Origin of the sequence: Paenibacillus sp. F411 (assembly GCF_017582705.1) — a bacterium.
Taxonomy (GTDB): Bacteria; Bacillota; Bacilli; order Paenibacillales; family Paenibacillaceae; genus Paenibacillus_AQ; species Paenibacillus_AQ algicola.
In genome coordinates this window covers 41233-62261 of the sequence record NZ_JAGFIP010000004.1, presented here as the reverse complement: position 1 = coordinate 62261, position 21029 = coordinate 41233, and the positions used below count along the sequence as shown (strand labels likewise).

Below are 21029 nucleotides of genomic sequence, written 5' to 3'. Positions count from 1 at the left end.
TGAAGAATTCTAAATCTAAAGGCGGTTTATCGATGGCGAACAAACAGACTGATTCAAATGAAAGCAGATTCGAGGAATTGTTCCTTACGGACGTGGACATTGCCGTGAGGTCATATGCTGCTCACAGCCGGATCGTTGAGCCAGGATGGTTGTTTCAGAGCCACAACCATCCCATGTTCGAATTAAATATGGTGCTTTCGGGGCAGCAACTTTGCCGCGCAGATGGCAAAGAGTATATCATGGAGCCAGGCGATATCGTGCTGCTAAAGCCGGAGGTAAAGCATGAGTGTGAGGCCACGGGATTGTTGAAGGTGCATTATTGCTGCGTTCATTTTGATCTCGACGAGCCAGCGCTGCGCCAGGCTCTCTGTAGCATTCACCATACATATCATAAGGCGGAGTCCCCGCTTGCAGCCGCGCTTCGGCCGATTCTAGTGCATCTTGCTGAAGCGAAGCCTACGAAGTGGGAAGCGCTCCCGTTTATTTTCCAGCTGCTCACCGCCTTAAGCCGCCTTTTGTCAAATCCACCGGAAGGATTGTTAGGATCCTCGCAGGAGTCTGGTGGACTCGCAAACCGGATTGCAGAGCGGCTCAATGGACTGCTCGCTGAGCGACATGGAGATGCTGACGATGATTATCGTATATCTGCCATCGCGGAAGAACTCGGCTACAGCGCGGCATACTGCAATCGCATCTTCCGCAAGGTGTTTGGAATGTCTCCGAGACAATATCTATCTAAGATGAAATTGAGAGAGGCACGGCTGCTTCTATTGAATGGAGAGCTAACGATCGACGCCATCGCGGAGAGGTTAGGATACAAGGACACTTCCCAGTTCAGCAAACAGTTCAAGCGCTGGACACAGATATCCCCCTCGCAATACCGACAGATGTTCCGGTAATGTTACTTTTGCGCCTGCGATTAGCTATTACACCGAGAGTTTCACTCCGATACCATGCTCCATAGCGTTACGCCAGTAATAGCCCGCGACAGCAATATCGAAGATAGCAAGGCCCATCGGGTTAAAAAAAACCGGCTCCAATCGATCCACAGAACGCAAGCGCTGCCCGCAAACGACATCTGCAAGCGTGTGAACATCCTCTTTGTGCAAGCCATGCTTCTGATGCAGCTGTTCAATATCGGTATTTTCCCGGCACACCTCATCCCAGTCGTCCACCACGATCGCTTTCAAATGGGCGACGCATTCCGGAAGATAATCCCGAAGAGAAACGCCCAGCAGCAGCATACCCTCTCTCGGCTTTTCATTAATATAGCGGGAGGAGGCTACCGTGCAGGTGGCCATGATGTCTGCATGCCGGTATACCTCTTGCCAATTTCCTGCGATGACGGTCTTAAAGCGCAGGACCTCAGGAATCGTTATGGGATCGATTCCCCGAGGATCATAAATATACACCTGCTCCAGCTGCTCACCCAGCATAGCGGCACACATCTCTAGATGAAGACGTCCAATCGGTCCCCAGCCGAGAATGCCCAGACAGACGCTGACAGGCTGCCGCGCATCCATATAGGCCTGCACCATCAGGCTGCTGACGGCGGCGGTCCGCAGTCCGCTAAGCCGGGCACTGTGAAAGAAGGCCAACGGCTCGCCCGTATCTATATGGTTCAAAATAACTGTGTTATGCGCACGCGGAAGCCCTTTTTCCACATTACCCGGAAAGCTTGCAATCCACTTCATCCCGGATAGTCCGATGTCGCCCCCGACGTAAGCCGGCATAGCAATGATGCGATTCTGCGGATTTTGGAAGCGTAAATATGGCTTGATCGGGTGAGCACTGTCCCCGGCAGCATCCATCATCAGCGCATGCCGGACCGTATCCCTCAGAGCATGCCAATCTGTACCCATAGCGGCAATATCATTATCATTTAAATACAGCATCATAGACCTCCCTTGCTACCGCGGGGATTCCAGCCTAGCACCCGCTGCACCCAGTCATCGTTGTACACTGTATCCAGATACCGCTCACCCCGATCCGGCAAAATAGCGCAGCAAACAGCATCCCGCGGAATGGATGACTTCATCCCCAGCAAGGCTGCGATGACGCCGCCGGAGGAGGCGCCGGCCATGATGCCTTCTTTTTCCACCAGGAGCCGGCAGCCCTCTACACAATCCCGGTCGGTGACGTACCGGACCTGATCCGTCATCCCGGATCTGAACTGCCCCGGAACCATGGCTGCTCCCAGGCCCGGAAATTGACGTGAACCCTTCTCTCCGCCAAAAATAACACTGCCGCGCGCATCCACCGCGACCACCTTCGTGCTCCAGCCCTTCGCCGCGATATAATCGGCACAGCCGCGAATCGTCCCGCAGGAGCTGACACCGCAGAACAAGTAGTCCACCTCGCCAAGCTCATCTCCAATTTCAGTCATGGTCGTTTCATAATGCGCCCGGCTGTTATCTGGATTACCATACTGATTGGTCCAATACGCCTGTGGAATCTGGGACAGCAGCTCCTGGACTCGCGCGATCCGTGCAGGCAGATACTCACCAGTCACCGGGTCCGGCTGCTCCACCAGCTCAATCTCCCCTTGAAAGCTGCGAATAATTGACTTATGCTGCTCGGTCGTGCGCGGGTCCACCACACAGATAAAGCGCAGACCAAGGAAGCAGCACAGCTGGGCCAGGCTGATCGCGAGATTCCCCGAGCTGGACTCGATCACCACGCTGCCCGCAGTAAGATCACCTCGCCGAATGGCTTCCTTCAGCAAATAGAGCGCCGGGCGGTCCTTGGCACTGCCGCCGGGATTCATGCCCTCGAGCTTCCCGTATACAGCAAACGGCTCGCGGGCAAACAGAGACGAGAGCCGCACCAGCGGGGTCTTCCCGATGCTATCTACAATGCCTCCCTCCAGCTTCATGCCGATCCCTCACGATGGTTATAATGTATTTTTTTCTGTTTGACCGCGCTGCGGTGGTCCTGGTCCTGAAAGCGCTGCTCGGTGACGGTAATCCTTCCGATGATTCCAGCCTGAACCATTGCGGCGATTTCCGGAATCCGCTGCTCCAGCTCTCTTCCTGCCGCTTCCAGCTCAGCCGATGTAAATGCAGGCTCGCCGCTAGTAGGATGGTCAGGGGAATAGACTTTCACCTGCAATCCGTGAAGATCCATATGAACCCGCACACTTCCCGTTCCCAAACGACGGTAAAGGACATCCTCAATATCGTAGATGCTGATTTTTTCGCCATGCTTCAGGTCTGGCCCTACCCGTTTAACAATGCTGTCAAAGCTCATCCGCTGCACCCCGTTTACCTCAATCGGCCTCAAGTCCCGCACCACATCGTAGGTGACATAACGGATGGCGGGGAACGCCTCTCTGACCGACGAGGTCAGCACCAGAATCTGCTCTCCAGGCGGCAGCGGCTCCAGCCCCTCTCCAAGCTCCTCAGCCCCCACGCCTTCGGCTGTAAGCCCGTCTGTCAGCACGTATCGTCCGTGCTCGTGAGAGTAATAGGCCATCGTTCCGATCTCAATCGAGCCGTACGTATCTGTCATGTCCGCAAGCGTCAGGTTTAGCTGCTCCGCAGCGCGGGCCATCCAGCCCTTCGGGGCGATTTCACCGACGAGAATCACTTTCCGAATGCCGTAAGCCGCCGGGTCGGGAGAGGTCAGCAGAATCCGCTCCAAAATGGAAGGCATGGTATACAGCACCTCTGGCTGAAACTGCAAAAGCTTCTCCAAATGCTGCTCAATCGGCAGCCTGAAGGAAATGGACTCCGCCGTCATCCCGAGCCGCTGAAACACCTCCACCGCTGTCGCTTCGGCGTGACCGGTACCCATGTCTGCCAAGGCAGAGCGGTAGGAGTCAGCGCCCAGGATGGTACGGTATACGTCCAGCTTGATGTTTACGTAATGATGTTCATCAGAAGGGGTATAAAAAATCGACTTGCGCCGCCCCGAGCTCGTACCGGACGTGCGGTACTCCAGCATCCCGCTTTGAGCAGACAGGCCGGAATCCGGCGTGTAGTAATACTGCTCCAGCACCGAAGAAGTCATCAGCGGAAGTGAGGATAGCCGGAGATTCCGATTTTTGAAATCCAGCCCGGCCCAGGTGACATACCAGGGACAGCAGCCGCTGACCCGGGCAATCATTTCATGGCATTGTTCCGAGGATATCATGGGCAGAAGCTCCCCTTTCATGGATGTGCGATTCAAATCAGCTTATGCAAATCCATGCCGCACGGTCCGTCACAGACGGCTATGCTTACAGCATCTGTACACTTTCGGAGATCATTCTCCTCCGCCTCTCTGGGCTGTAAACCATACCCAACACGGTTTAGCGCCATATAATAAGGTGCTGATTGACATCCTGAATCTGTGAAAGGAAGGAAACCAAGGTGGCCAAAAAGCTTTTGGGCGGGAAGCTGAAACGAACAGCCCTGATGCAGTCCAGCCGCATGCTGGCTCAACATATCCCCCACACCCAGCGATTGAATCGACAAGCCTTGTTCCACATGCTTCATCAATACGGCATGGTGTACGTGAAGCCCGACTACGGCTCCCAGGGCCGCGGCGTGATCCGTGTAGAGCGGCTCAAAAAGAGCTATTGCTATCAATATGGCACCAAAGTTTACTGCTTCAAGACGTTTCAGGACTTGTATGTATCGCTGAGCCCTTACTTCAAGCAGCGCAAATATCTGGTCCAGCGCGGAGTACATTTGCTTCGCTCTCAGGGAAGACCGTTTGACTTTCGGGTTATGATTCAGCGCAATCCTGCGCGGCAGTGGGAGTGCACGGGCACCTTCGCTCGACTGGCGCATCCTCGCAAAGCGGTAACGAACGGCAGCCAAGGCGGCTCGATCTATCCGCCATCGGTACTGCTTCGCCGGTTCGCCGGCCAGCGCCGGACGCAGCAGCTGCTTCGGCACATGAACCGGCTCGCCCACGTCACTGCATCCACACTCTCAGTGCATCATCGTGAACTGAATGAGCTGGGCCTAGACATATGCCTCGACCGCAATCTTCGGCCCTGGATTCTGGAAGTGAATACGATCCCGGACCCCAAGCCATTTATGCTGCTGCCGGATCACCAGCGGTTTATTCGCAGAATCGTTGCATACGGCTGCGCCTATGGCAGACGCTACAATCTGAAGGTAACCAAAGCCAAGCGGGGATAAAGGCTTGTTCCCTGCGGACAGCAAAGAACGCCGGACCCCATCCTGTGAATGGGGTCCGGCGCTCTTTAGTCGTCGTGGTTTAGGATACGCTATTCTTTTCTGGCTGCCGGATGAGCAGCCAGACATGATATCCTAAAGAATGTGCAAACAAAAAACCCTTGCAGCGCAAGGGTTCTTCATGATTAAGCGGGTGATGGGAATCGAACCCACGCTACCAGCTTGGAAGGCTGGAGTTCTACCATTGAACTACACCCGCATCAACTAAAAAATCGGGACGACACGATTTGAACATGCGACCCCCTGGTCCCAAACCAGGTGCTCTACCAAGCTGAGCTACGTCCCGTTAGCAGTAAGCCGTCTTAACGACAAAAATAAATATATCACGCAGCAATATAAATTGCAACTCTTTTTTTATGCTTGAAGCGCGCAGTGCAACGGAATGACTCCAGCAGTTCACCTGCTCTTGAGCAAGCAAAAAAGCCCCAAGCCTCTTCAGGCTCGGGACTGTCAGTGCACTTACTTGTCAAACGTCACTTCAGGGGTAGTCAGCTTGTCATAGAAGTCTACAGCCTTATCTTTGTCCTCGGAGGCCCGAAGCGCCATCGCGGATCTTGGATGCTCGTCCAGCGTACCTGTAATCATGTACGGGATAATGTAGCCCCACTCTTCCTTCTCGCGCAGTGGGATCATGAAGCGCTCAATAATATCGAGCACAGGGCGCAGCTGATATTTCGTGCCCTTCAGGTGGGTAACCAGCAGCTCGGTTGGGCAGTTGCCCGCCGCACGGCCCATGCCATATACCGAGGCGTCCAGCAGCTCTACACCATGCTCTGCAGCCACCAGCGTGTTGGAGAAGGCCAGCTGCATATTGTTATGCGTGTGCACACCCAGGCGCTTGTTCGGCAGATGCGTCTTGAACTTGTTGACCAGGTATTCAATATCCTTGTGATCCAGGCTTCCGTAGGAATCCACGATATAAACGAAATCCACCACGCTGTCCTTGATCATCTCAAAAGCTTCCAGCAGCTCGTTCTCCATCACATTGGACAATGCCATAATGTTGATGGTGGTTTCATAGCCGCGTTCATGGAATACACGAACCAGCTCCAGCGCTTTGTCCACATCCTTGATGTAGCAGGCTACACGGATCAAATCCAGCATGCTTTGTTCACGCGGCAGAATGTCGTCCACCTCAACGCGGCCGATATCGACCAGCGCGGACAGCTTCGTGGTGCCCTTGTTCGGAATGACTTCACGCAGAAAATCATCGTCCAAAAAGCGCCAAGGTCCTGCCTTGTCGGCTCCCTTCAGCAGCTTTGGTGAATTCTTATAACCGATTTCCATATATTCTACGCCTGCCTCATTCAAGCCGGCATATAAATTCTGAACAAATTCCACGCTGAAATCCCAATTGTTGACCAAACCGCCGTCACGGATGGTACAATCTACGATTTTGGTATGACTACTTTTCATCCAAGCTAAACTCCCTTCACCCCGGTTTTTCTCTTCATCATACTTGAATGGCTGTGGAAAAGTAAAGCAAAAAGTCCGCTGAACGCGGACTGCACAGAGCAGGCAATGCCTGATTTTGCCTCTTGCCTACGGCCTTATGTCGAAGATTTCCTCTTGGGAGCGTACCCATTCCGTAAGGGTCCGCACCATGACACCGGTACCGCCCTTCGCTTCCAGGCCGCTTTCCTTCCGGCTCCAGGAGGTGCCAGCGATATCCAGGTGAATCCATGGCAGTCCGTCTGCAAAGGTGCCGACAAACAACCCCGCTGTAATCGCGCCCGCCATACGTCCCGTGGAATTGCGGAGATCTGCTACATCGCTTTTGAGCATATCCCAGTATTCCGGATACGATGGCAGCGGCCACACATTCTCTCCCGCTCTCCGGGAAGCGGTGATCAGCTCCTGCATAAACACATCATCGTTGGTAACCGCTCCCGTCGCGGCCTGTCCCAGTGCCACCTCAACCGCGCCGGTTAATGTCGCTACATCGATAATTCGCTCGGCTCCCAGCGCCTTGGCATAGGTTACCCCGTCCGCCAGCACCATCCTCCCCTCGGCATCGGTGTTGAGCACCTCAACGGTCCGACCGCTCAGCGTGGTGATCACATCGCCGGGCTTGACGGCATTGCCGTCTGGCATATTTTCTGCTGTTGGCACTACCATGACCACATTCACCTTGGGCCGGCGCTGTCCCAGCACCTCCATGACGCCAAGGACGGCAGCAGCGCCGCCCATATCACCGATCATTTCCTCCATACCGCTGCCGCGTTTTAAAGAAATGCCTCCAGTATCAAAGGTAATCCCCTTGCCGACAAGTCCTGTCACATGCTCCCACGTATCTGTCCCCTGATACTTGATCACGATCATCTGAGGAGGGTGGGCACTGCCCTTGCCGACAGCCAGCAGTGCTCCCATGCCTAGCTGCGCCAATCTTTCTTCATCTATAATGTCCGCTTCCATACCATACCGCTCAGCAAGCTCCAGCGCAGCTTGAGCCAGGTCAGAGGGGACCAGCAGATTGCCTGGCAGGTTCGTCAGACGGCGCGCCAGGACAACCCCATCGCCGATTGAGCTGCCCCAGCGAACCCCTTCCTCCCATGCCTCCAGAAAGCCGGGCTCCACCGGTCCATCCAGCTGAAACGTAATCTCCTCAAGCTGAGCCTGCTCCGGCTGCTCTCTCCGATAATGCTTAGCCCGTTGCGATCCCAAAATAAAGCCTTCGCACAGCGCCTGAGCGCATCCCTCCGCATCCTGCTCCACCATAAATTCCTGCATCGTAGAGGGAATGTCCATCTCCAGCCTTCTAGCCCCCAGCTTGATGGCGGCTCTTGCGGCATAAGCTGCCGCCTGGCGCAGCTCTCCAGCGGTCAAGGGGCCCTCCGTTCTGCCTGTCAGAATATAGGTCTCAAAGTGATCCTTTTTCCAGACTGGCAAGATATAGGTAGACCCCGGCTGGCCCTGAAAGAGTCTTTTTTCCACCAGAGATTGAAGTACCGGTTGAAGCTGGCGATCTAAACTGGCATGGAATATCTGATGTCTGCTGATCAGCAGCACTCGTGCATCGGGCCCCGCGCTTTCTAAAGGGTCGTGAATACTTCGCAGCTTCCATTTCATCGCTGTCCCTCCCTGTTTTGTATCTGCTCCGGATTTCACCATCCCTTTACCCTTTTCTTACTCTTGCGCAACATCCATAACTGGAAGCGTTATCATAAAGGTTGTCCCATTTCCGACCTGACTCTCTACTGCAATTGAACCTCCATGGTTCCGTACAATGCGATAGCTGACAGACAGTCCAAGTCCGGTTCCTCCCTCTTTTGTCGTAAAAAATGGATTAAACAGGTGATTCAGCGTATGATGGTCCATCCCCTTTCCATTGTCCGCAATTCGGATATGTACTTGCTTCTCCACCCGCGAGGCCCAAATTTCAATTCTGCCCTGAATGTGGCTGTGATCGCCGTCCATGGCGTCCAACGCGTTTTTGACCAGGTTCAGGATGACCTGCTTGATCTGCTTCACATCGACAGAGATGGCTGTTTCATCGACTTCATCCATATGAAGAACAATCTGACAGCCTTTCATTAGAGCCTCACTCTCTGTAAGAAGCGCAACCTCTTTTAGTAACGACAGCACCGAAATCATGGTCGTTTGGGGAGCAGACGGCTTGGATGAGTTCAAAAATTCGTATATGATATCGTTCGCACGATCAATTTCCATCAATATAATGCGTACATATTCATCTTTTCCCATCGTGATCAGGTGTGGACGAAGGAGCTGAATGAATCCGCGGATTGAGGTGAGAGGGTTCCGGATTTCGTGGGCAATCGAAGCTGATATTTTACCCAGCATGGCGAGCTTGTCGTTCTGGTAAGCGGTTTGCTCGATTTGTTTAAACTCGGATACGTCCTTGACACTTATTAAAAAATCTCCTTCCATCTGGTCACCGTACGTCATAGTAATGAGCCAGGATCGGCCGTATTCATCAACCAGCTCGTGGTTTTTTTTGCGGTGAAAGACGGTTTCGCGAAAAATCCGTATAATTTTCTTTCGTTTAAAGCGGGTAATTCCGGGATGTCTTAGCAGCTGTGTCAACGTGCACCCCGCCATAGATGTCCTAGGCACTCCCAGCAGTCTGGCCATCTGTACATTAACAAACGCAAGTACCCCTTCACTGTCAAAAAGAATAATTCCACTGTCCAGGTTCTCCAGAATATTCTCATACTTATTTCTCACCAGCTGACTGCTTTGTAAAGCCCTCATGTCCTTCGGGCCGGCTTGTTGAACATCACTCAACAAACGAGCTCCCCCTCTCTCCATCAGATAATGAGGTCGAAAATGGTAACGGCATACGACAAAACAACATAACGGCGGCGGAAAAATTGTAAAATCTGTATTTTCTCCATCATAGTCACTGGAAGGAATAGCCGTCAATCAGAGAAACTGTCGAAATACATCAAATGCGCAAAAAAACATTACGGGTTATGTAAAGGTAAATTTATATGGAAGAGCCGCCTTGTTCATAAAGTGCATGCTTCCGGCCTCTTGAGAGACTATTGTCGGGTTCGCTTTTTCGCGTTCATATGGCGCGGGGGCAGGCGAGCGACGCATCGAGTTCGGTTTTTCGCGTTCGTTTGGCGCGGGGGCGGACCTGCGACGCATCGAGATCGCTTTTTCGCTTTCGTTTGGCGCGGGGGCAGGCGTGCGACGCATCGAGTTCGGTTTTTCGCGTTCATTTGGCGCGGGGGCGAGCGTGCGACGCATCGAGTTCGGTTTTTCGCATACGCTGCGCCTCCGGGCCGCCTCACGGCCCCCAACGACAACAAAAAGGGGCTGTCCCTCAACGCACTGAAGCGTTCCCGGGACACCCCCTAGATCTATGCTATGCCTTATGCTGAAGCTGCAGCCTGCGCTGACTCATCACCGCAAGCCGGCGCTTGAGCTCGCCTTGCCATTTCTCATCCTGCATCCATTTGGCTACGGCCAGGAGATCGAGAGACATGTCAATCTGGCTCTGTACAACCTCCAGCGCATCCTCGGATTCGCGGTTCACCACATTTTCGAAGATCGTCTCTTCATCTTCCATCACGTAGTCTTGAAAATCCACATGGGCTGCACCGTCGCCATGAGCGTATTCCGCGAGGATCTCATACTCATTCTCTACCCGATGATGAACTTCAATACGCTGACATACCGGACAAAACAACAGGGGAACATTATGCACCTGGGTCCGATAATGCTTCAATGTACCTTTTGTTCCCACCATACTAGCTCCGCAGCAAAAACTCATACTGTTCACCCTCCCCTGTCAATCCATAGCTTATGCTTTCGATATTGTATTCGCTTTCAGCCCCTATGATTCCTTCAAGCTGTCCCGCTTACCTCAAAATTGAGTCAAATGACCCTTACGTTATGTTATGAAAGAACTACACGAATATACAGATCCTATGCTAACCAGAATGTCTACTATCATATACACTAAACTTGTGCTACTTATATTTCAACCCCGCGGGGATCAATTAAACATCATTATTGAAACGAAAAAGCTCTCGTTCCCTTCCTCTATCAAGGGATTGAGAGCTTTCGTATGAAAAAGTCCAGGTTCAATTACAGGTTCGTGTCGCCTGGCTTCCAGTTCATTGCACACAGACCGCCGGATTGCAGAGCTTGCAGAACACGCAGCGTCTCTTCTACACTGCGGCCAACGTCATTGTGGTTAACGACTTGGTACTTCAGTTCGCCTTCCGGATCGATGATGAACAGGCCGCGCAGAGCTACGCCTTCTTCCTCGATCAGGACGCCGTAGTCACGAGCAACGTTCTTCGTGATGTCAGAAGCCAGCGGGAAGTTCAGCTGACCCAGGCCGTTAGCATCCTTGGAGGCATTGATCCAAGCCTTGTGGCTGTGAACAGAGTCCACGCTTACGCCCAGAACCTCAGTGTCCAATGTCTTGAATTGATCATATGCATCGCTCAAAGCTGTAATTTCAGTAGGGCATACAAAGGTGAAATCCAGCGGGTAGAAAAAGAATACAAGCCACTTGCCGCGGTAGTCGGACAGGCTGACTTTACCAAAGTCTTTGCCATCGCCGGATACGGTTTCCATTGTGAAATCCGGTGCAGCTTTACCAACCAAACGTTCTGCCATGATTGATTTTCCTCCTTAAGGTATACAAGCCAACAGCTTGTACATACACATAATTTATGTTCCGGGAACAGTTCCTTAATGATGTTATCATTGCAAAATGGCAAAGTCAAGATTATAGATGTTATTTTATTATAATCATTATAATTAAGGAAATCAGTCCATTACGCTTTGCGGATGGCCTTCGCAATCAGGTCGCCCATCTCTGTAGTGCTTAGCGCTTGGCTCTTGTCTACCGCAATGTCCGCAGTGCGGTGACCGGCATCCAGCACCTCAGCTACAGCCCGTTCAATCGCATCTGCAGCGTCGGAATAACCGAAGGTCAGACGGTACATCAGCGCTACCGAGAGGATCGTTGCAATCGGGTTCGCAAGGCCTTGGCCTGCGATGTCCGGAGCTGATCCGTGTACCGGCTCGTACAAGCCATAGCTGCCTTCGCCCATAGAAGCCGAAGCCAGCATGCCGATCGAGCCTGTCAGCATCGCGGCCTCGTCGCTCAGGATATCACCAAACATGTTCTCCGTTACGATGACATCAAAGCTTGCCGGGCGGCGCAGCAGCTGCATCGCACAATTGTCAACCAGGACATGCTCCAGCTCGATCTCCGGATACTCTGGCGCGATGCGGTTGACGGTTTCACGCCACAGGCGGGAGGTTTCCAGAACGTTCGCTTTATCGACCGAAGCCAGCTTCTTGCGGCGCTTGCCCGCAATTTCAAATGCCTGACGTACAATACGCTCGACCTCAGCCGTGTTGTATACGCAGGTATCAACTGCTTCTTCGCCGCCTGCTCCTTCACGTCTGAACTTCTCACCGAAGTAGATTCCACCAGTCAGCTCACGGACAACCATCAGGTCGGTGCCTTCCAGCACTTCCGGCTTCAAGGTGGACGCATCCTTTAAGCAATCAAAAATAACGGCCGGACGAAGGTTCGAGAATAGTCCCAGCTCTTTGCGAATGCCGAGCAGACCGGTTTCAGGACGCAGCTCCTTCGAATTATTGTCCCACTTCGGACCGCCAACCGCTCCAAGCAGCACCGCATCCGCATTCTTACACACCTCCAGCGTTTCCGCCGGCAGTGGAGTTCCCTTCTCGTCAATGGCAATGCCGCCAAACAGAGCATGCTCTGTGCTGAAGGAGTACCCGAAAACCTCTTCCGTTACCTTTATAATTTTCTCTGCCTCTGCTACAACCTCGGGACCAATCCCGTCCCCAGCAATAACCGCAATTTTCTTCGTTTCTGACATGTAAATCCACTCCTTCATATGTAAATGCGTAATTCATCCGTTTTATCCTACTCACTGTTGTATCATAGTTTAGTCAAGCTTGACCAAGATATAGAATCTATGAACTTAATAAGCTTTGCCTATAAGTTAGCTGCATTCCCCTAGATTTGCTATCATCCGTGATCCTTCTTTAGAATAGAGAGAAGTACGCTGCAGTTCATTAAACTACGAAGGAGATGACAAAATGCAATTTGCTCCGCTCGGAAAATCCGGCATGAAGGTCAGCCGCCTCTGTTTAGGCACCATGAATTTTGGACCTGTCACTGATGAAAAAGAGGCCTTCCGGATTATGGATACTGCGCTGGATGCCGGCATTAATTTTTTTGACACCGCCAATGTGTATGGCTGGGGTGAGAATTCCGGTTTGACCGAAAGCATTATCGGGCGCTGGTTTCAGCAGGGCGGCGGACGCCGGGAGAAGGTGGTTCTCGCCACCAAAATGTACGGTACGATGAGCGATCCATTAGATGGACCGAACGATCATGCCGGTCTGTCCTCCTACAAGGTGCGCCGTCATCTCGACGCTTCTCTAAAGCGCTTGCAGACTGATCACATCGAGCTGTACCAGATGCATCACAGTGATCTTTCGGTCACCTGGGATGAAATGTGGGGCGCATTTGAGGTCGCCGTGCAGCAGGGCAAAATCGGCTACGTTGGCTCCAGTAACTTTGCAGGCTGGCAAATTGCAGCCGCGCAGTCTGAAGCCAAGAGCCGGCACTTTCTGGGCCTGGTATCCGAGCAGCACAAATATAGCCTGAACTGCCGCCTGCCAGAGCTGGAAGTGCTTCCTGCCGCTCAGCATTACGGTCTGGGTGTCATTCCGTGGAGCCCGCTGGACGGCGGACTGCTTGGACGCAATGCATTGAAGAAGATTCAAGGCTCACGCAGCGGCGGCAATGACGAGCGGGTTGAGCAGCACCGGACACAGCTGGAGCAGTTCGCCTCCCTGTGCCTGGAGCTGGGCGAGCCGCAGGACGTTGTAGCGTTGGCCTGGGTGGCCGCCAATCCTGCGGTGACGTCTCCGATTATCGGCCCTCGTACACTGGAGCAGCTGGAAAGCTCTCTGCGTTGTCTTGAGGTGACGCTGGACGAATCCGTCATGAAGGCTCTCGACGACATTTTCCCGGGTCCCGGAGGCACTGCGCCACAGGCCTACGCCTGGTAACGGATACGACAATCTCTCTTGTACAAAAAATGGTGCCGGATTCAAACATCCCGGCACCATGTTTATACACTTTCCTGCGGTTGTCAGATTATAATGTCACGCGGTCCCGCTTCCCGAAGGTCTTCCGCTTCTCAATCAGCTGATTGACCGCATCCACATAGGCTCTCGCGCTGGCTTCCAGAATATCTGTGCTCAGCCCGCGCCCTTGCGCAGACACCTCGTTCTGCGTCAGAACGACATGTACTTCACCTTGAGCGTCCTTACCCTGCGAAACCGACTTGATGGAATAATCAGACAGCGTAACTTCTTCAGCCGTGACCTTGTCGATGGCGTTATAAATTGCATCCACAGAGCCGTTGCCCTCAGCTTCCTCTTCAATCAGGCCGTCAGCAGTTTCGATCGTAATCTTGGCCGTCGGTGTGGCTTCATTGCCGAACGTCACGAACATCGTTTTGAGCTGGAACACTTCCGGAGTATCAATGAGCTTCTCCTCCAGAATCGCCAGGATGTCCTCATCCGACACTTCCTTCTTCTTGTCTGCCAGAATTTTGAACTTGGCAAAAGCGTCGTTCACCTGCTCTTCACCCAGCTCATACCCCAGCTCCAGCAGCTTCTCGCGGAACGCATGGCGTCCGGAGTGCTTGCCCAGCACCAGCTTGCTTTCCTTCAGTCCGATGGATTCCGGAGTCATGATCTCGTACGTGGATTTCTCCTTCAGCATACCGTCCTGATGAATCCCGGACTCATGGGCGAAGGCGTTCGCGCCTACAACCGCTTTGTTCCCCGGTACCACCATACCCGTCAGCTTGCTGACCAGACGGCTCGTACGTGCAATCTCCGTCAGCGTCAGATCGGTCTTGGCCTGGAAAAATTCCTGACGTGTTGCTAGCGCCATCGCTATTTCCTCGATCGCTGTATTACCGGCACGCTCTCCAATACCGTTAATTGTGCCTTCAATCTGGTCGGCACCGTTCAGAATTGCTGCCAGGGTGTTGGCTGTTGCCAGACCCAGATCGTTATGACAGTGGGCGCTGAGCTGTACTTGCTCAATACCCGGCACACTTTGCTTGAGGTGCTTGAAAATAGCTCCGTATTCCGCCGGATTCATATATCCTACGGTATCCGGAATGTTCACAACCTGAACACCCTCGCGTACCGCCATGCCTACAACCTCGGACATGAAGTCCAGCTCCGTCCGGCCAGCGTCCTCGAGCGAAAATTCGATTTTGGAGAAGTATTTCTTGGCATACCGGATCGCCGCCTGCGCGGTTTCCAGCACCTGGCTTTTCTCCATCCGCAGCTTAAACTTGCGGTGGATCGGCGATGTCGCCAGAAACACATGGATGCACGGGTCCTGTGCACCAATCAGCGCTTCCCGAACGGCGTCAATGTCATTCTCTCGGGAACGGGACAATCCGATGACAGTCACATCCTTAACCGCTCGCGCTACAGCATTTACCGCGGCCAAATCCCCGGGTGATGCGGCTGGAAAGCCTGCTTCCATGCGGTCGATTCCCAGCTTTTCAAGCTGATGGGCGATCTCTACCTTTTCACGCGTGTTCAGGTTCACGCCCGGTGATTGCTCCCCATCCCGCAGTGTCGTATCAAACACATAAATCTTACGCATGCTGACACCTCCTTAAAGTTCTTTGGCAGAATATATAGTTCCGGCGGCAGGAACAAGGCTGTCCCTAGCCGCCGGCGCTTGGTTATGAATAGTCCAGTATACGCTGTTACTTCTTGATCCAATGCATCATTTCACGCAGCTGCGCACCCACAACCTCTACCGGATGCTCGGATTCGTTGCGGCGTGTAGCGGTCAGGAACGCACGGTTGGATTGGTTCTCCAGGATGAAGTCGCGGGCAAATTTACCCTGCTGGATGTCGGACAGTACTTCCTTCATCGCTTTCTTCGTTTCGTCGGTAACGATGCGTGGTCCGGTTACATAGTCACCGTACTCGGCTGTGTTACTGATGGAATCACGCATGGAAGCCAGGCCGCCTTCATAGATCATGTCAACGATCAGCTTCAGCTCATGCAGACACTCGAAGTATGCCATTTCTGGAGCATATCCAGCTTCTGTCAGTGTTTCAAAGCCTGCTTTGATCAGAGCGGATACGCCGCCGCACAGAACAGCCTGCTCCCCGAACAGATCAGTTTCGGTTTCTTCACGGAAGGAGGTTTCAATAACCCCTGCACGCGTGCAGCCAATACCCTTGGCATAAGCCAGGCCGATAGCCTTAGCATTGCCTGTAGCGTCCTTCTCGATCGCGATCAGGCCAGGTACGCCAAAGCCTTCAACATACGTACGGCGAACCATGTGTCCAGGGGACTTTGGTGCTACCAGCAGCACGTCATTTTCTTTTGGAGCTACGATTTGACCGAAGTGAACGTTAAAGCCGTGGGAGAACATCAGGGCTGCGCCTTTTTTGAGGTTCGGCTCGATGTCGTTCTTGTATACTGAAGCTTGAGTTTCGTCTGGCATCAGGATTTGAACCACATCAGCTTGCTGAACAGCCTCGGCTACGGAAAGAACCTCGAAGCCATCATTCTTCGCCTTGTCGAAGGATTTGCCTTCACGAAGGCCAATCACAACACGGAGTCCGCTGTCACGAAGGTTTTGCGCCTGGGCATGTCCCTGGCTGCCATAACCGATTACTGCGATCGTCTTGTCTTTCAGTACACTCAGTTCTGCGTCTTGTTCATAGTACGTTGTAATTGCCATTAGTATAAATCCTCCTTTAATATAAAGCCCCTTCATGAATGAGCGGGTATTTCAGCAGACCTGAGAATGTCGTCCAAAATCTACTCAAATTCCCGCTCATTCCAGGCAGGCTTGCGGATCAATGATAACTTGCCCGTATTACAATGTTACTGTGCATTGCCCCGGATCATCGCGGTGACACCGGTTCTGGTAAGCTCCTGAATGCCATATGGCTTCAAAAGCTCAATGATGGCATCAATTTTGCCGGTATCGCCTACAGATTGAACCATCATGCTGTTTGCACCAATGTCGACAACGGAGGCCCGGAAGGTCTCTACTACGCCCAGGATCTCCGGTCTTGCCGAAGGCTCGGCTTTGACCTTGATCAGTGCCAGTTCTCTGGCTACCATCGGCTTGGAGCTGAGATTAATCACCTTGATGACGTCAATGAGCTTGTACAGCTGCTTCTCAATTTGCTCCAGGGTGGTATCGCTCCCTGTGGTAACAATGACCATCCGGGACAATCCGACCTCTTCGGACTGTCCCACCGTGATACTCTCAATGTTGAAGCCGCGGCGGCCGAACAAACCTGCAACCCGCTGGAGGACACCAGGCTGATCGTTAACCAATACGGCAATCGTATGTTTAAAACCGCTCATCTCACGCATCCCCCATCAGCATTTGGTCAATAGTGGACCCTTGGGTCACCATCGGATATACATTCTCGCCTTTGGCAACGACAAAGTCGATCAGCACCGGCCCTGGCGTATCCATGGCCTCCGCCCATGCCTTGCGAGCTTCTTCCTTGTTCGTCGCGCGCAGTCCCTTGACACCATAAGCTTCAGCCAGCTTTACAAAATCCGGACTGCCGGAAAGATCAATATGGCTGTAACGGTTATCGTAAATGAGCTCCTGCCACTGGCGAACCATGCCCAGCACCTGGTTGTTAATCACTACGATTTTGACCGGAATCTTGTTGATCGCGCAAATCGCCAGCTCCTGGGAGCACATCTGCATCCCGCCGTCTCCGTTGATCGAGATGACCAGCCGGTCCGGGTGAGCCATCTGGGCACCGATCGCAGCAGGGAAGCCGAAGCCCATCGTTCCCAGTCCTCCGGATGTAATCCAGGAGCGCGGCTGGTTGAACTTGTAATACTGGGCTGCCCACATCTGATGCTGTCCCACGTCCGTGCTTACAATTGCTTCTCCGTTCGTTGTTTCATTGAGCATCTCAATGACCCATTGCGGCTTCAGCACTTCCTCTGAATCCTGGTACTTGAACGGGTGAGTCCCTTTCCATTCGGAGATCTGGGCTCTCCAGGCATCGGCTTTGGCTGCAGCCGGTGCAATCGGGTTCAGCATTTCCAGCACCGTCTTCACATCGCCAACGACCGGAATGTCTGTCGGCACGTTCTTGCCAATCTCGGCAGGATCGATATCAATGTGAACGATCTTGGCATGTGGTGCAAAGCCGTCCAGCTTGCCGGTGACACGGTCGTCAAAGCGGGCACCGATGTTAATGAGCAGATCGCTCTGCTGAATCGCATGGTTCGAGGTGTAGGTACCGTGCATGCCCGGCATGCCGGTCCACAGCTCATGTCCGCTCGGGAAGGCTCCCAGCCCCAGCAGCGTAGTCGTAATCGGAATCTGCGTCCGCGTCACGAATTCATACAATGCTTCATGGGCACCGGAGTAGATCACGCCGCCGCCAGCGAGAATCAGCGGGCGCTCTGCCTCGCCAATCGCCCGGCAAAGCTTGTCGAGCTGCAGGCGGTTCGGCACGGTCCGCGGATTGTAGCCTCTCAGCTGTACGTCACCTGGCGGCTGGAACAGCTCCTTCGCGGCGGATACATCCTTCGGAATATCAATCAGCACCGGTCCCTTACGGCCTGTCGAGGCGATATGGAAGGCTTCATGGATGATGCGCGGCAGATCCTTCACATCGCGCACCAGATAACTGTGCTTTGTAATAGGCATCGTAATGCCCGTAATGTCCGCCTCCTGGAAAGCGTCGGTGCCGATCAGGCTTGTTGCCACGTTGCCGGTAATGACAACCATCGGCACAGAATCCATATATGCTGTTGCAATGCCGGTGACGAGGTTCGTCGCACCAGGACCGGAGGTCGCGATGCAGACTCCGACCTTGCCGCTGGCACGGGCATATCCGTCAGCCGCATGGATGGCTCCTTGCTCATGGCGTGTCAGGACGTGCTTGAAATCCTCAAATCCATACATGGCATCGTAAATATAGAGAACGGCGCCGCCGGGATATCCAAAGACGCATTCGACACCTTCCAAAAGAAGACTCCGAAGCAAAATTTCCGATCCGGAAATTACTTCAGGCTTCATCCATTTCTCACGTAATTGCTCTGTAGACCGCACTTCTGGAGTTTGCGCGCTCATCAGTCATCCTCCTCTCAAAAATTACCTGTCAAACCTACATTACATCAAAAAAACCTTCCGCCCCCACTGCGGACTATAGCCGCGTGAGGGACGAAAGGTTTACGCTTCCGTGGTACCACCCATATTTGCTTCACATTTCGCAATGTAAAGCCTCAGCAGGTATGAAGGCCCTTTGTTGACATACAAAGGCTCCAATATCTGACGTTCGTAACGTGAACCAAACGATTTTCCCTAATAGACGGTGAACCTTTAATGCGTTGAAGCGTAAGGTTCTGGGTTTTTCAGGAAAACAGCTCCGAGGTGAGCTCGTATAAAAGGGATTTTGGTGGAGGTTGCAGCAAATCTCTCCACTCTCTGAGCAAAAGAGCCCTTTAAACTTCGTCCTCATCATTGCCGATGGAATATATTTCGTTAAAATGTTTAGAAACATTATATGATTCATTGAATCCAGAAGTCAACTGTTTTATTTTACGTTCAGCGTCAGCTTTTTTATTCGTGCCATTTACATCAACGGCTTCACGCTCCGTCAAGACTCCATTTCACCTGCTTCAGCCTTGCAGCATACAATAATGCAGCCCTTGAAAGTTCATGGAAGGGAGGCGTTCAGAGATCATCCGCTACCGTCATCCCGGCCTCGATGATCCTGCCATTGTCCAGCTGATCGAGACCCAGCTTGTTCCCCTGACCCACCTGAAGCCCAAGGAGGTTGAGGTCATCCGCAAGGATATGCCGGCCCGGCTTCGCCGCGGAGTAACCTTCGTAGCCTGCAGGGACTCAGGCGAGGCTCCGGTTGGCTTCATTCACTTCATGCTGCATGGGGAGCTGATGTATATTGATATGCTGGCCGTGGCTCCTGCGGCCCAGAGAAGACGCTTTGGAGCCGCCCTCATGGAGCAGGCTGAAGGCTTCGCCCGCTCCAGGGGCTGCAGGCTTGCCAAGGTTATGGTGGATGCCGGCAACCGCAAAGGGCTCCGGTTCTACCACAAGCTCGGCTACCAGATTATTCGTACCCACAGCACCAGCCACTGCTATGAGCTGGAGAAGACGTGGTGAAGCCTACCAGAAGAACCCTCCGTACGGCGGGTATCCTCCGTAACCCGGCCCGGCTCCCGGGCCGTACCCGTATCCTCCTGCGCCATAGCCGCTGCCATAGCCACCATAGCCTCCACCATAGCCACCGCCATAACCGCCTTTATATCCGCCTCCATAGCCGTATTGACCATAAGCAAACGGCGCTGTCCCGATCGCTAGCAGATCAAACAGCACGAGCGGAGCAATCGCTTTGATCCTGGCCTCTTTGCCTCTCCCGGCTTCAAGATAAAGCCGGTCTCCCGAAATTCTGACAAGCTTGCCCTTTACCACTGTGCCATCCTTTTTATATGCCACAATGGTCTTACCTACATACCGCTTCGCCTCTTTCTTGCTGACAGGCTTCTGCATGAAATCCCTCCTCGGGTAATATAGATCCAGTCTATGTTCCCTGTACCGATTTCGCTTGTTTCATCGCCCTCTGCCAGCAACATAGGCAAAGCATAAATAAGAGAACCGCTCCATACCGGAGCGGTTCTCTTATTTAACAAAAGCTATAATTAAGCATTTACCTTTTCTTTAGCAACTGTAGCCAGAGAGTTAAATGCATTCAGATCATTTACAGCCAGATCAGCCAGCATTTTGCGGTTGATGTTCACACCTGCAAGCTTCAGGCCATGCATCATTTTGCTGTAGGACAGACCATTTTGACGTGCAGCCGCATTGATCCGAACGATCCACAGCTTGCGGAAGTTACGCTTCGTCTGACGACGGTCACGGTATGCATACAGCATGGATTTCATAACTTGTTCTTTAGCTGTTTTGAAAATGCGGTGTTTGGAACCGAAATAACCCTTTGCAAGCTTCAATACTTTTTTATGTCTGCGACGAACCACAAAGCCGCCTTTAACTCGTGCCATATTTAAGAACCTCCCAATATATGTTGTTTACTATTTCAGGTTGGACAGACCTTGCTTCAAACGCTTTACATCCCCAGGTGCCATAACCGGGCTTGTTCCAAGAACACGCTTCGCACGCTTGGACTTGTGGGACAGCAGGTGGTTTTTGTAAGCCTTATAACGCTTTACTTTACCAGTACCGGTGATTTTGAAGCGGCCTTTCAGGCTGCTGTGTGTTTTCATTTTAGGCATTGTACTTC

The 21029-nt window shown here is 52.8% G+C and carries 22 protein-coding genes and 2 tRNA genes; 4 read left to right on the top strand and 20 right to left on the bottom strand.

Annotation, left to right across the window (positions count from 1 at the left end):
- Positions 1-32: 32 nt before the first annotated feature.
- Entirely contained in the window at positions 33-899 is an 867-nt protein-coding gene (locus JJQ72_RS05805) for a helix-turn-helix transcriptional regulator (RefSeq protein ID WP_208203042.1), read from the top strand.
- Between the two features lie 27 nt (positions 900-926).
- Here JJQ72_RS05805 and JJQ72_RS05800 read toward each other — a convergent pair whose 3' ends face one another.
- The 3 genes from JJQ72_RS05800 to JJQ72_RS05790 are packed head-to-tail and all read right to left on the bottom strand — an operon-like array spanning position 927 to position 4134.
- On the bottom strand, positions 927-1898 hold the full coding sequence (locus JJQ72_RS05800) for a 2,3-diaminopropionate biosynthesis protein SbnB (protein WP_243895904.1): 972 nt from the start codon (positions 1896-1898) through the stop codon (positions 927-929).
- Entirely contained in the window at positions 1895-2875 is a 981-nt protein-coding gene (gene sbnA, locus JJQ72_RS05795; protein ID WP_138226713.1) for a 2,3-diaminopropionate biosynthesis protein SbnA, read from the bottom strand. Before sbnA ends, JJQ72_RS05800 begins: the two co-directional genes overlap by 4 nt.
- Positions 2872-4134: a phenylacetate--CoA ligase family protein gene (locus JJQ72_RS05790; RefSeq protein ID WP_208203041.1), complete on the bottom strand. Its 1263-nt coding sequence runs from the start codon at positions 4132-4134 to the stop codon at positions 2872-2874. Before JJQ72_RS05790 ends, sbnA begins: the two co-directional genes overlap by 4 nt.
- A gap of 218 nt (positions 4135-4352) precedes the next feature.
- Between JJQ72_RS05790 and JJQ72_RS05785 the strand changes: the two genes are divergently transcribed.
- A complete protein-coding gene (locus JJQ72_RS05785) occupies positions 4353-5132 on the top strand; it encodes a YheC/YheD family protein (protein WP_347880725.1) in 780 nt (259 codons plus the stop codon).
- 185 nt (positions 5133-5317) lie between these two features.
- Here JJQ72_RS05785 and JJQ72_RS05780 read toward each other — a convergent pair.
- The 9 genes from JJQ72_RS05780 to leuB all read right to left on the bottom strand — a co-directional run bounded on the left by JJQ72_RS05780 (position 5318) and on the right by leuB (position 12529).
- Positions 5318-5388: transfer RNA gene (locus JJQ72_RS05780), tRNA-Gly, on the bottom strand.
- Between the two features lie 13 nt (positions 5389-5401).
- A tRNA-Pro gene (locus tag JJQ72_RS05775) sits at positions 5402-5475 on the bottom strand.
- A gap of 173 nt (positions 5476-5648) precedes the next feature.
- On the bottom strand, positions 5649-6605 hold the full coding sequence (locus tag JJQ72_RS05770) for an aldolase catalytic domain-containing protein (RefSeq protein WP_138226715.1): 957 nt from the start codon (positions 6603-6605) through the stop codon (positions 5649-5651).
- A gap of 126 nt (positions 6606-6731) precedes the next feature.
- A complete protein-coding gene (locus tag JJQ72_RS05765; protein ID WP_208203040.1) occupies positions 6732-8258 on the bottom strand; it encodes a leucyl aminopeptidase in 1527 nt (508 codons plus the stop codon).
- A gap of 57 nt (positions 8259-8315) precedes the next feature.
- Positions 8316-9437: an ATP-binding protein gene (locus tag JJQ72_RS05760; RefSeq protein ID WP_138226717.1), complete on the bottom strand. Its 1122-nt coding sequence runs from the start codon at positions 9435-9437 to the stop codon at positions 8316-8318.
- Positions 9438-9620: 183 nt separating this feature from the next.
- The gene (locus JJQ72_RS05755; RefSeq protein ID WP_208203039.1) at positions 9621-9902 is read right to left on the bottom strand and encodes a hypothetical protein; all 282 of its coding nucleotides are present in this window, start codon (positions 9900-9902) and stop codon (positions 9621-9623) included.
- Positions 9903-10020: 118 nt separating this feature from the next.
- Complete coding sequence (locus JJQ72_RS05750) at positions 10021-10428, bottom strand: hypothetical protein (protein ID WP_138226718.1); 408 nt, start codon at positions 10426-10428, stop codon at positions 10021-10023.
- A gap of 317 nt (positions 10429-10745) precedes the next feature.
- Positions 10746-11285: a peroxiredoxin gene (locus tag JJQ72_RS05745; RefSeq protein ID WP_208203038.1), complete on the bottom strand. Its 540-nt coding sequence runs from the start codon at positions 11283-11285 to the stop codon at positions 10746-10748.
- Positions 11286-11446: 161 nt separating this feature from the next.
- Positions 11447-12529 (bottom strand): 3-isopropylmalate dehydrogenase, encoded by a 1083-nt coding sequence (gene leuB, locus JJQ72_RS05740; protein WP_138226720.1) that lies wholly within the window; start codon positions 12527-12529, stop codon positions 11447-11449.
- A 223-nt stretch (positions 12530-12752) separates the two neighbouring features.
- On the opposite strand from leuB, the gene JJQ72_RS05735 reads away from it, so the two are divergent.
- Entirely contained in the window at positions 12753-13733 is a 981-nt protein-coding gene (locus tag JJQ72_RS05735; RefSeq protein WP_208203037.1) for an aldo/keto reductase, read from the top strand.
- 88 nt (positions 13734-13821) lie between these two features.
- On the opposite strand, the gene JJQ72_RS05730 is transcribed toward JJQ72_RS05735, so the two are convergent.
- From JJQ72_RS05730 to JJQ72_RS05710, 5 genes are all read right to left on the bottom strand, one after another.
- Entirely contained in the window at positions 13822-15360 is a 1539-nt protein-coding gene (locus JJQ72_RS05730; RefSeq protein ID WP_138226722.1) for a 2-isopropylmalate synthase, read from the bottom strand.
- Between the two features lie 106 nt (positions 15361-15466).
- Positions 15467-16459 carry a ketol-acid reductoisomerase gene (gene ilvC / locus JJQ72_RS05725; RefSeq protein ID WP_138226723.1) on the bottom strand — a complete coding sequence of 331 codons (993 nt, stop codon included), beginning with the start codon at positions 16457-16459 and terminating at the stop codon, positions 15467-15469.
- A gap of 146 nt (positions 16460-16605) precedes the next feature.
- Positions 16606-17097, bottom strand: coding sequence for an acetolactate synthase small subunit (gene ilvN / locus JJQ72_RS05720; protein WP_138226724.1), 492 nt, complete (start codon positions 17095-17097; stop codon positions 16606-16608).
- Position 17098: 1 nt separating this feature from the next.
- Positions 17099-18841: a biosynthetic-type acetolactate synthase large subunit gene (ilvB, locus tag JJQ72_RS05715; RefSeq protein WP_138226725.1), complete on the bottom strand. Its 1743-nt coding sequence runs from the start codon at positions 18839-18841 to the stop codon at positions 17099-17101.
- 371 nt (positions 18842-19212) lie between these two features.
- Positions 19213-19371, bottom strand: coding sequence for a hypothetical protein (locus JJQ72_RS05710; RefSeq protein WP_208203036.1), 159 nt, complete (start codon positions 19369-19371; stop codon positions 19213-19215).
- 58 nt (positions 19372-19429) lie between these two features.
- On the opposite strand from JJQ72_RS05710, the gene JJQ72_RS05705 reads away from it, so the two are divergent.
- Complete coding sequence (locus JJQ72_RS05705; protein ID WP_233281036.1) at positions 19430-19894, top strand: GNAT family N-acetyltransferase; 465 nt, start codon at positions 19430-19432, stop codon at positions 19892-19894.
- A gap of 3 nt (positions 19895-19897) precedes the next feature.
- Here the strand turns inward: JJQ72_RS05705 and JJQ72_RS05700 are convergent, their stop codons facing one another.
- The 3 genes from JJQ72_RS05700 to rpmI form a co-directional block, all read right to left on the bottom strand.
- A complete protein-coding gene (locus JJQ72_RS05700) occupies positions 19898-20281 on the bottom strand; it encodes a hypothetical protein (RefSeq protein WP_138226726.1) in 384 nt (127 codons plus the stop codon).
- A gap of 149 nt (positions 20282-20430) precedes the next feature.
- Complete coding sequence (gene rplT / locus JJQ72_RS05695; RefSeq protein ID WP_138226727.1) at positions 20431-20790, bottom strand: 50S ribosomal protein L20; 360 nt, start codon at positions 20788-20790, stop codon at positions 20431-20433.
- A gap of 30 nt (positions 20791-20820) precedes the next feature.
- Positions 20821-21021 (bottom strand): 50S ribosomal protein L35, encoded by a 201-nt coding sequence (gene rpmI, locus JJQ72_RS05690; protein WP_106766633.1) that lies wholly within the window; start codon positions 21019-21021, stop codon positions 20821-20823.
- Between the last annotated feature and the right edge of the window lie 8 nt (positions 21022-21029).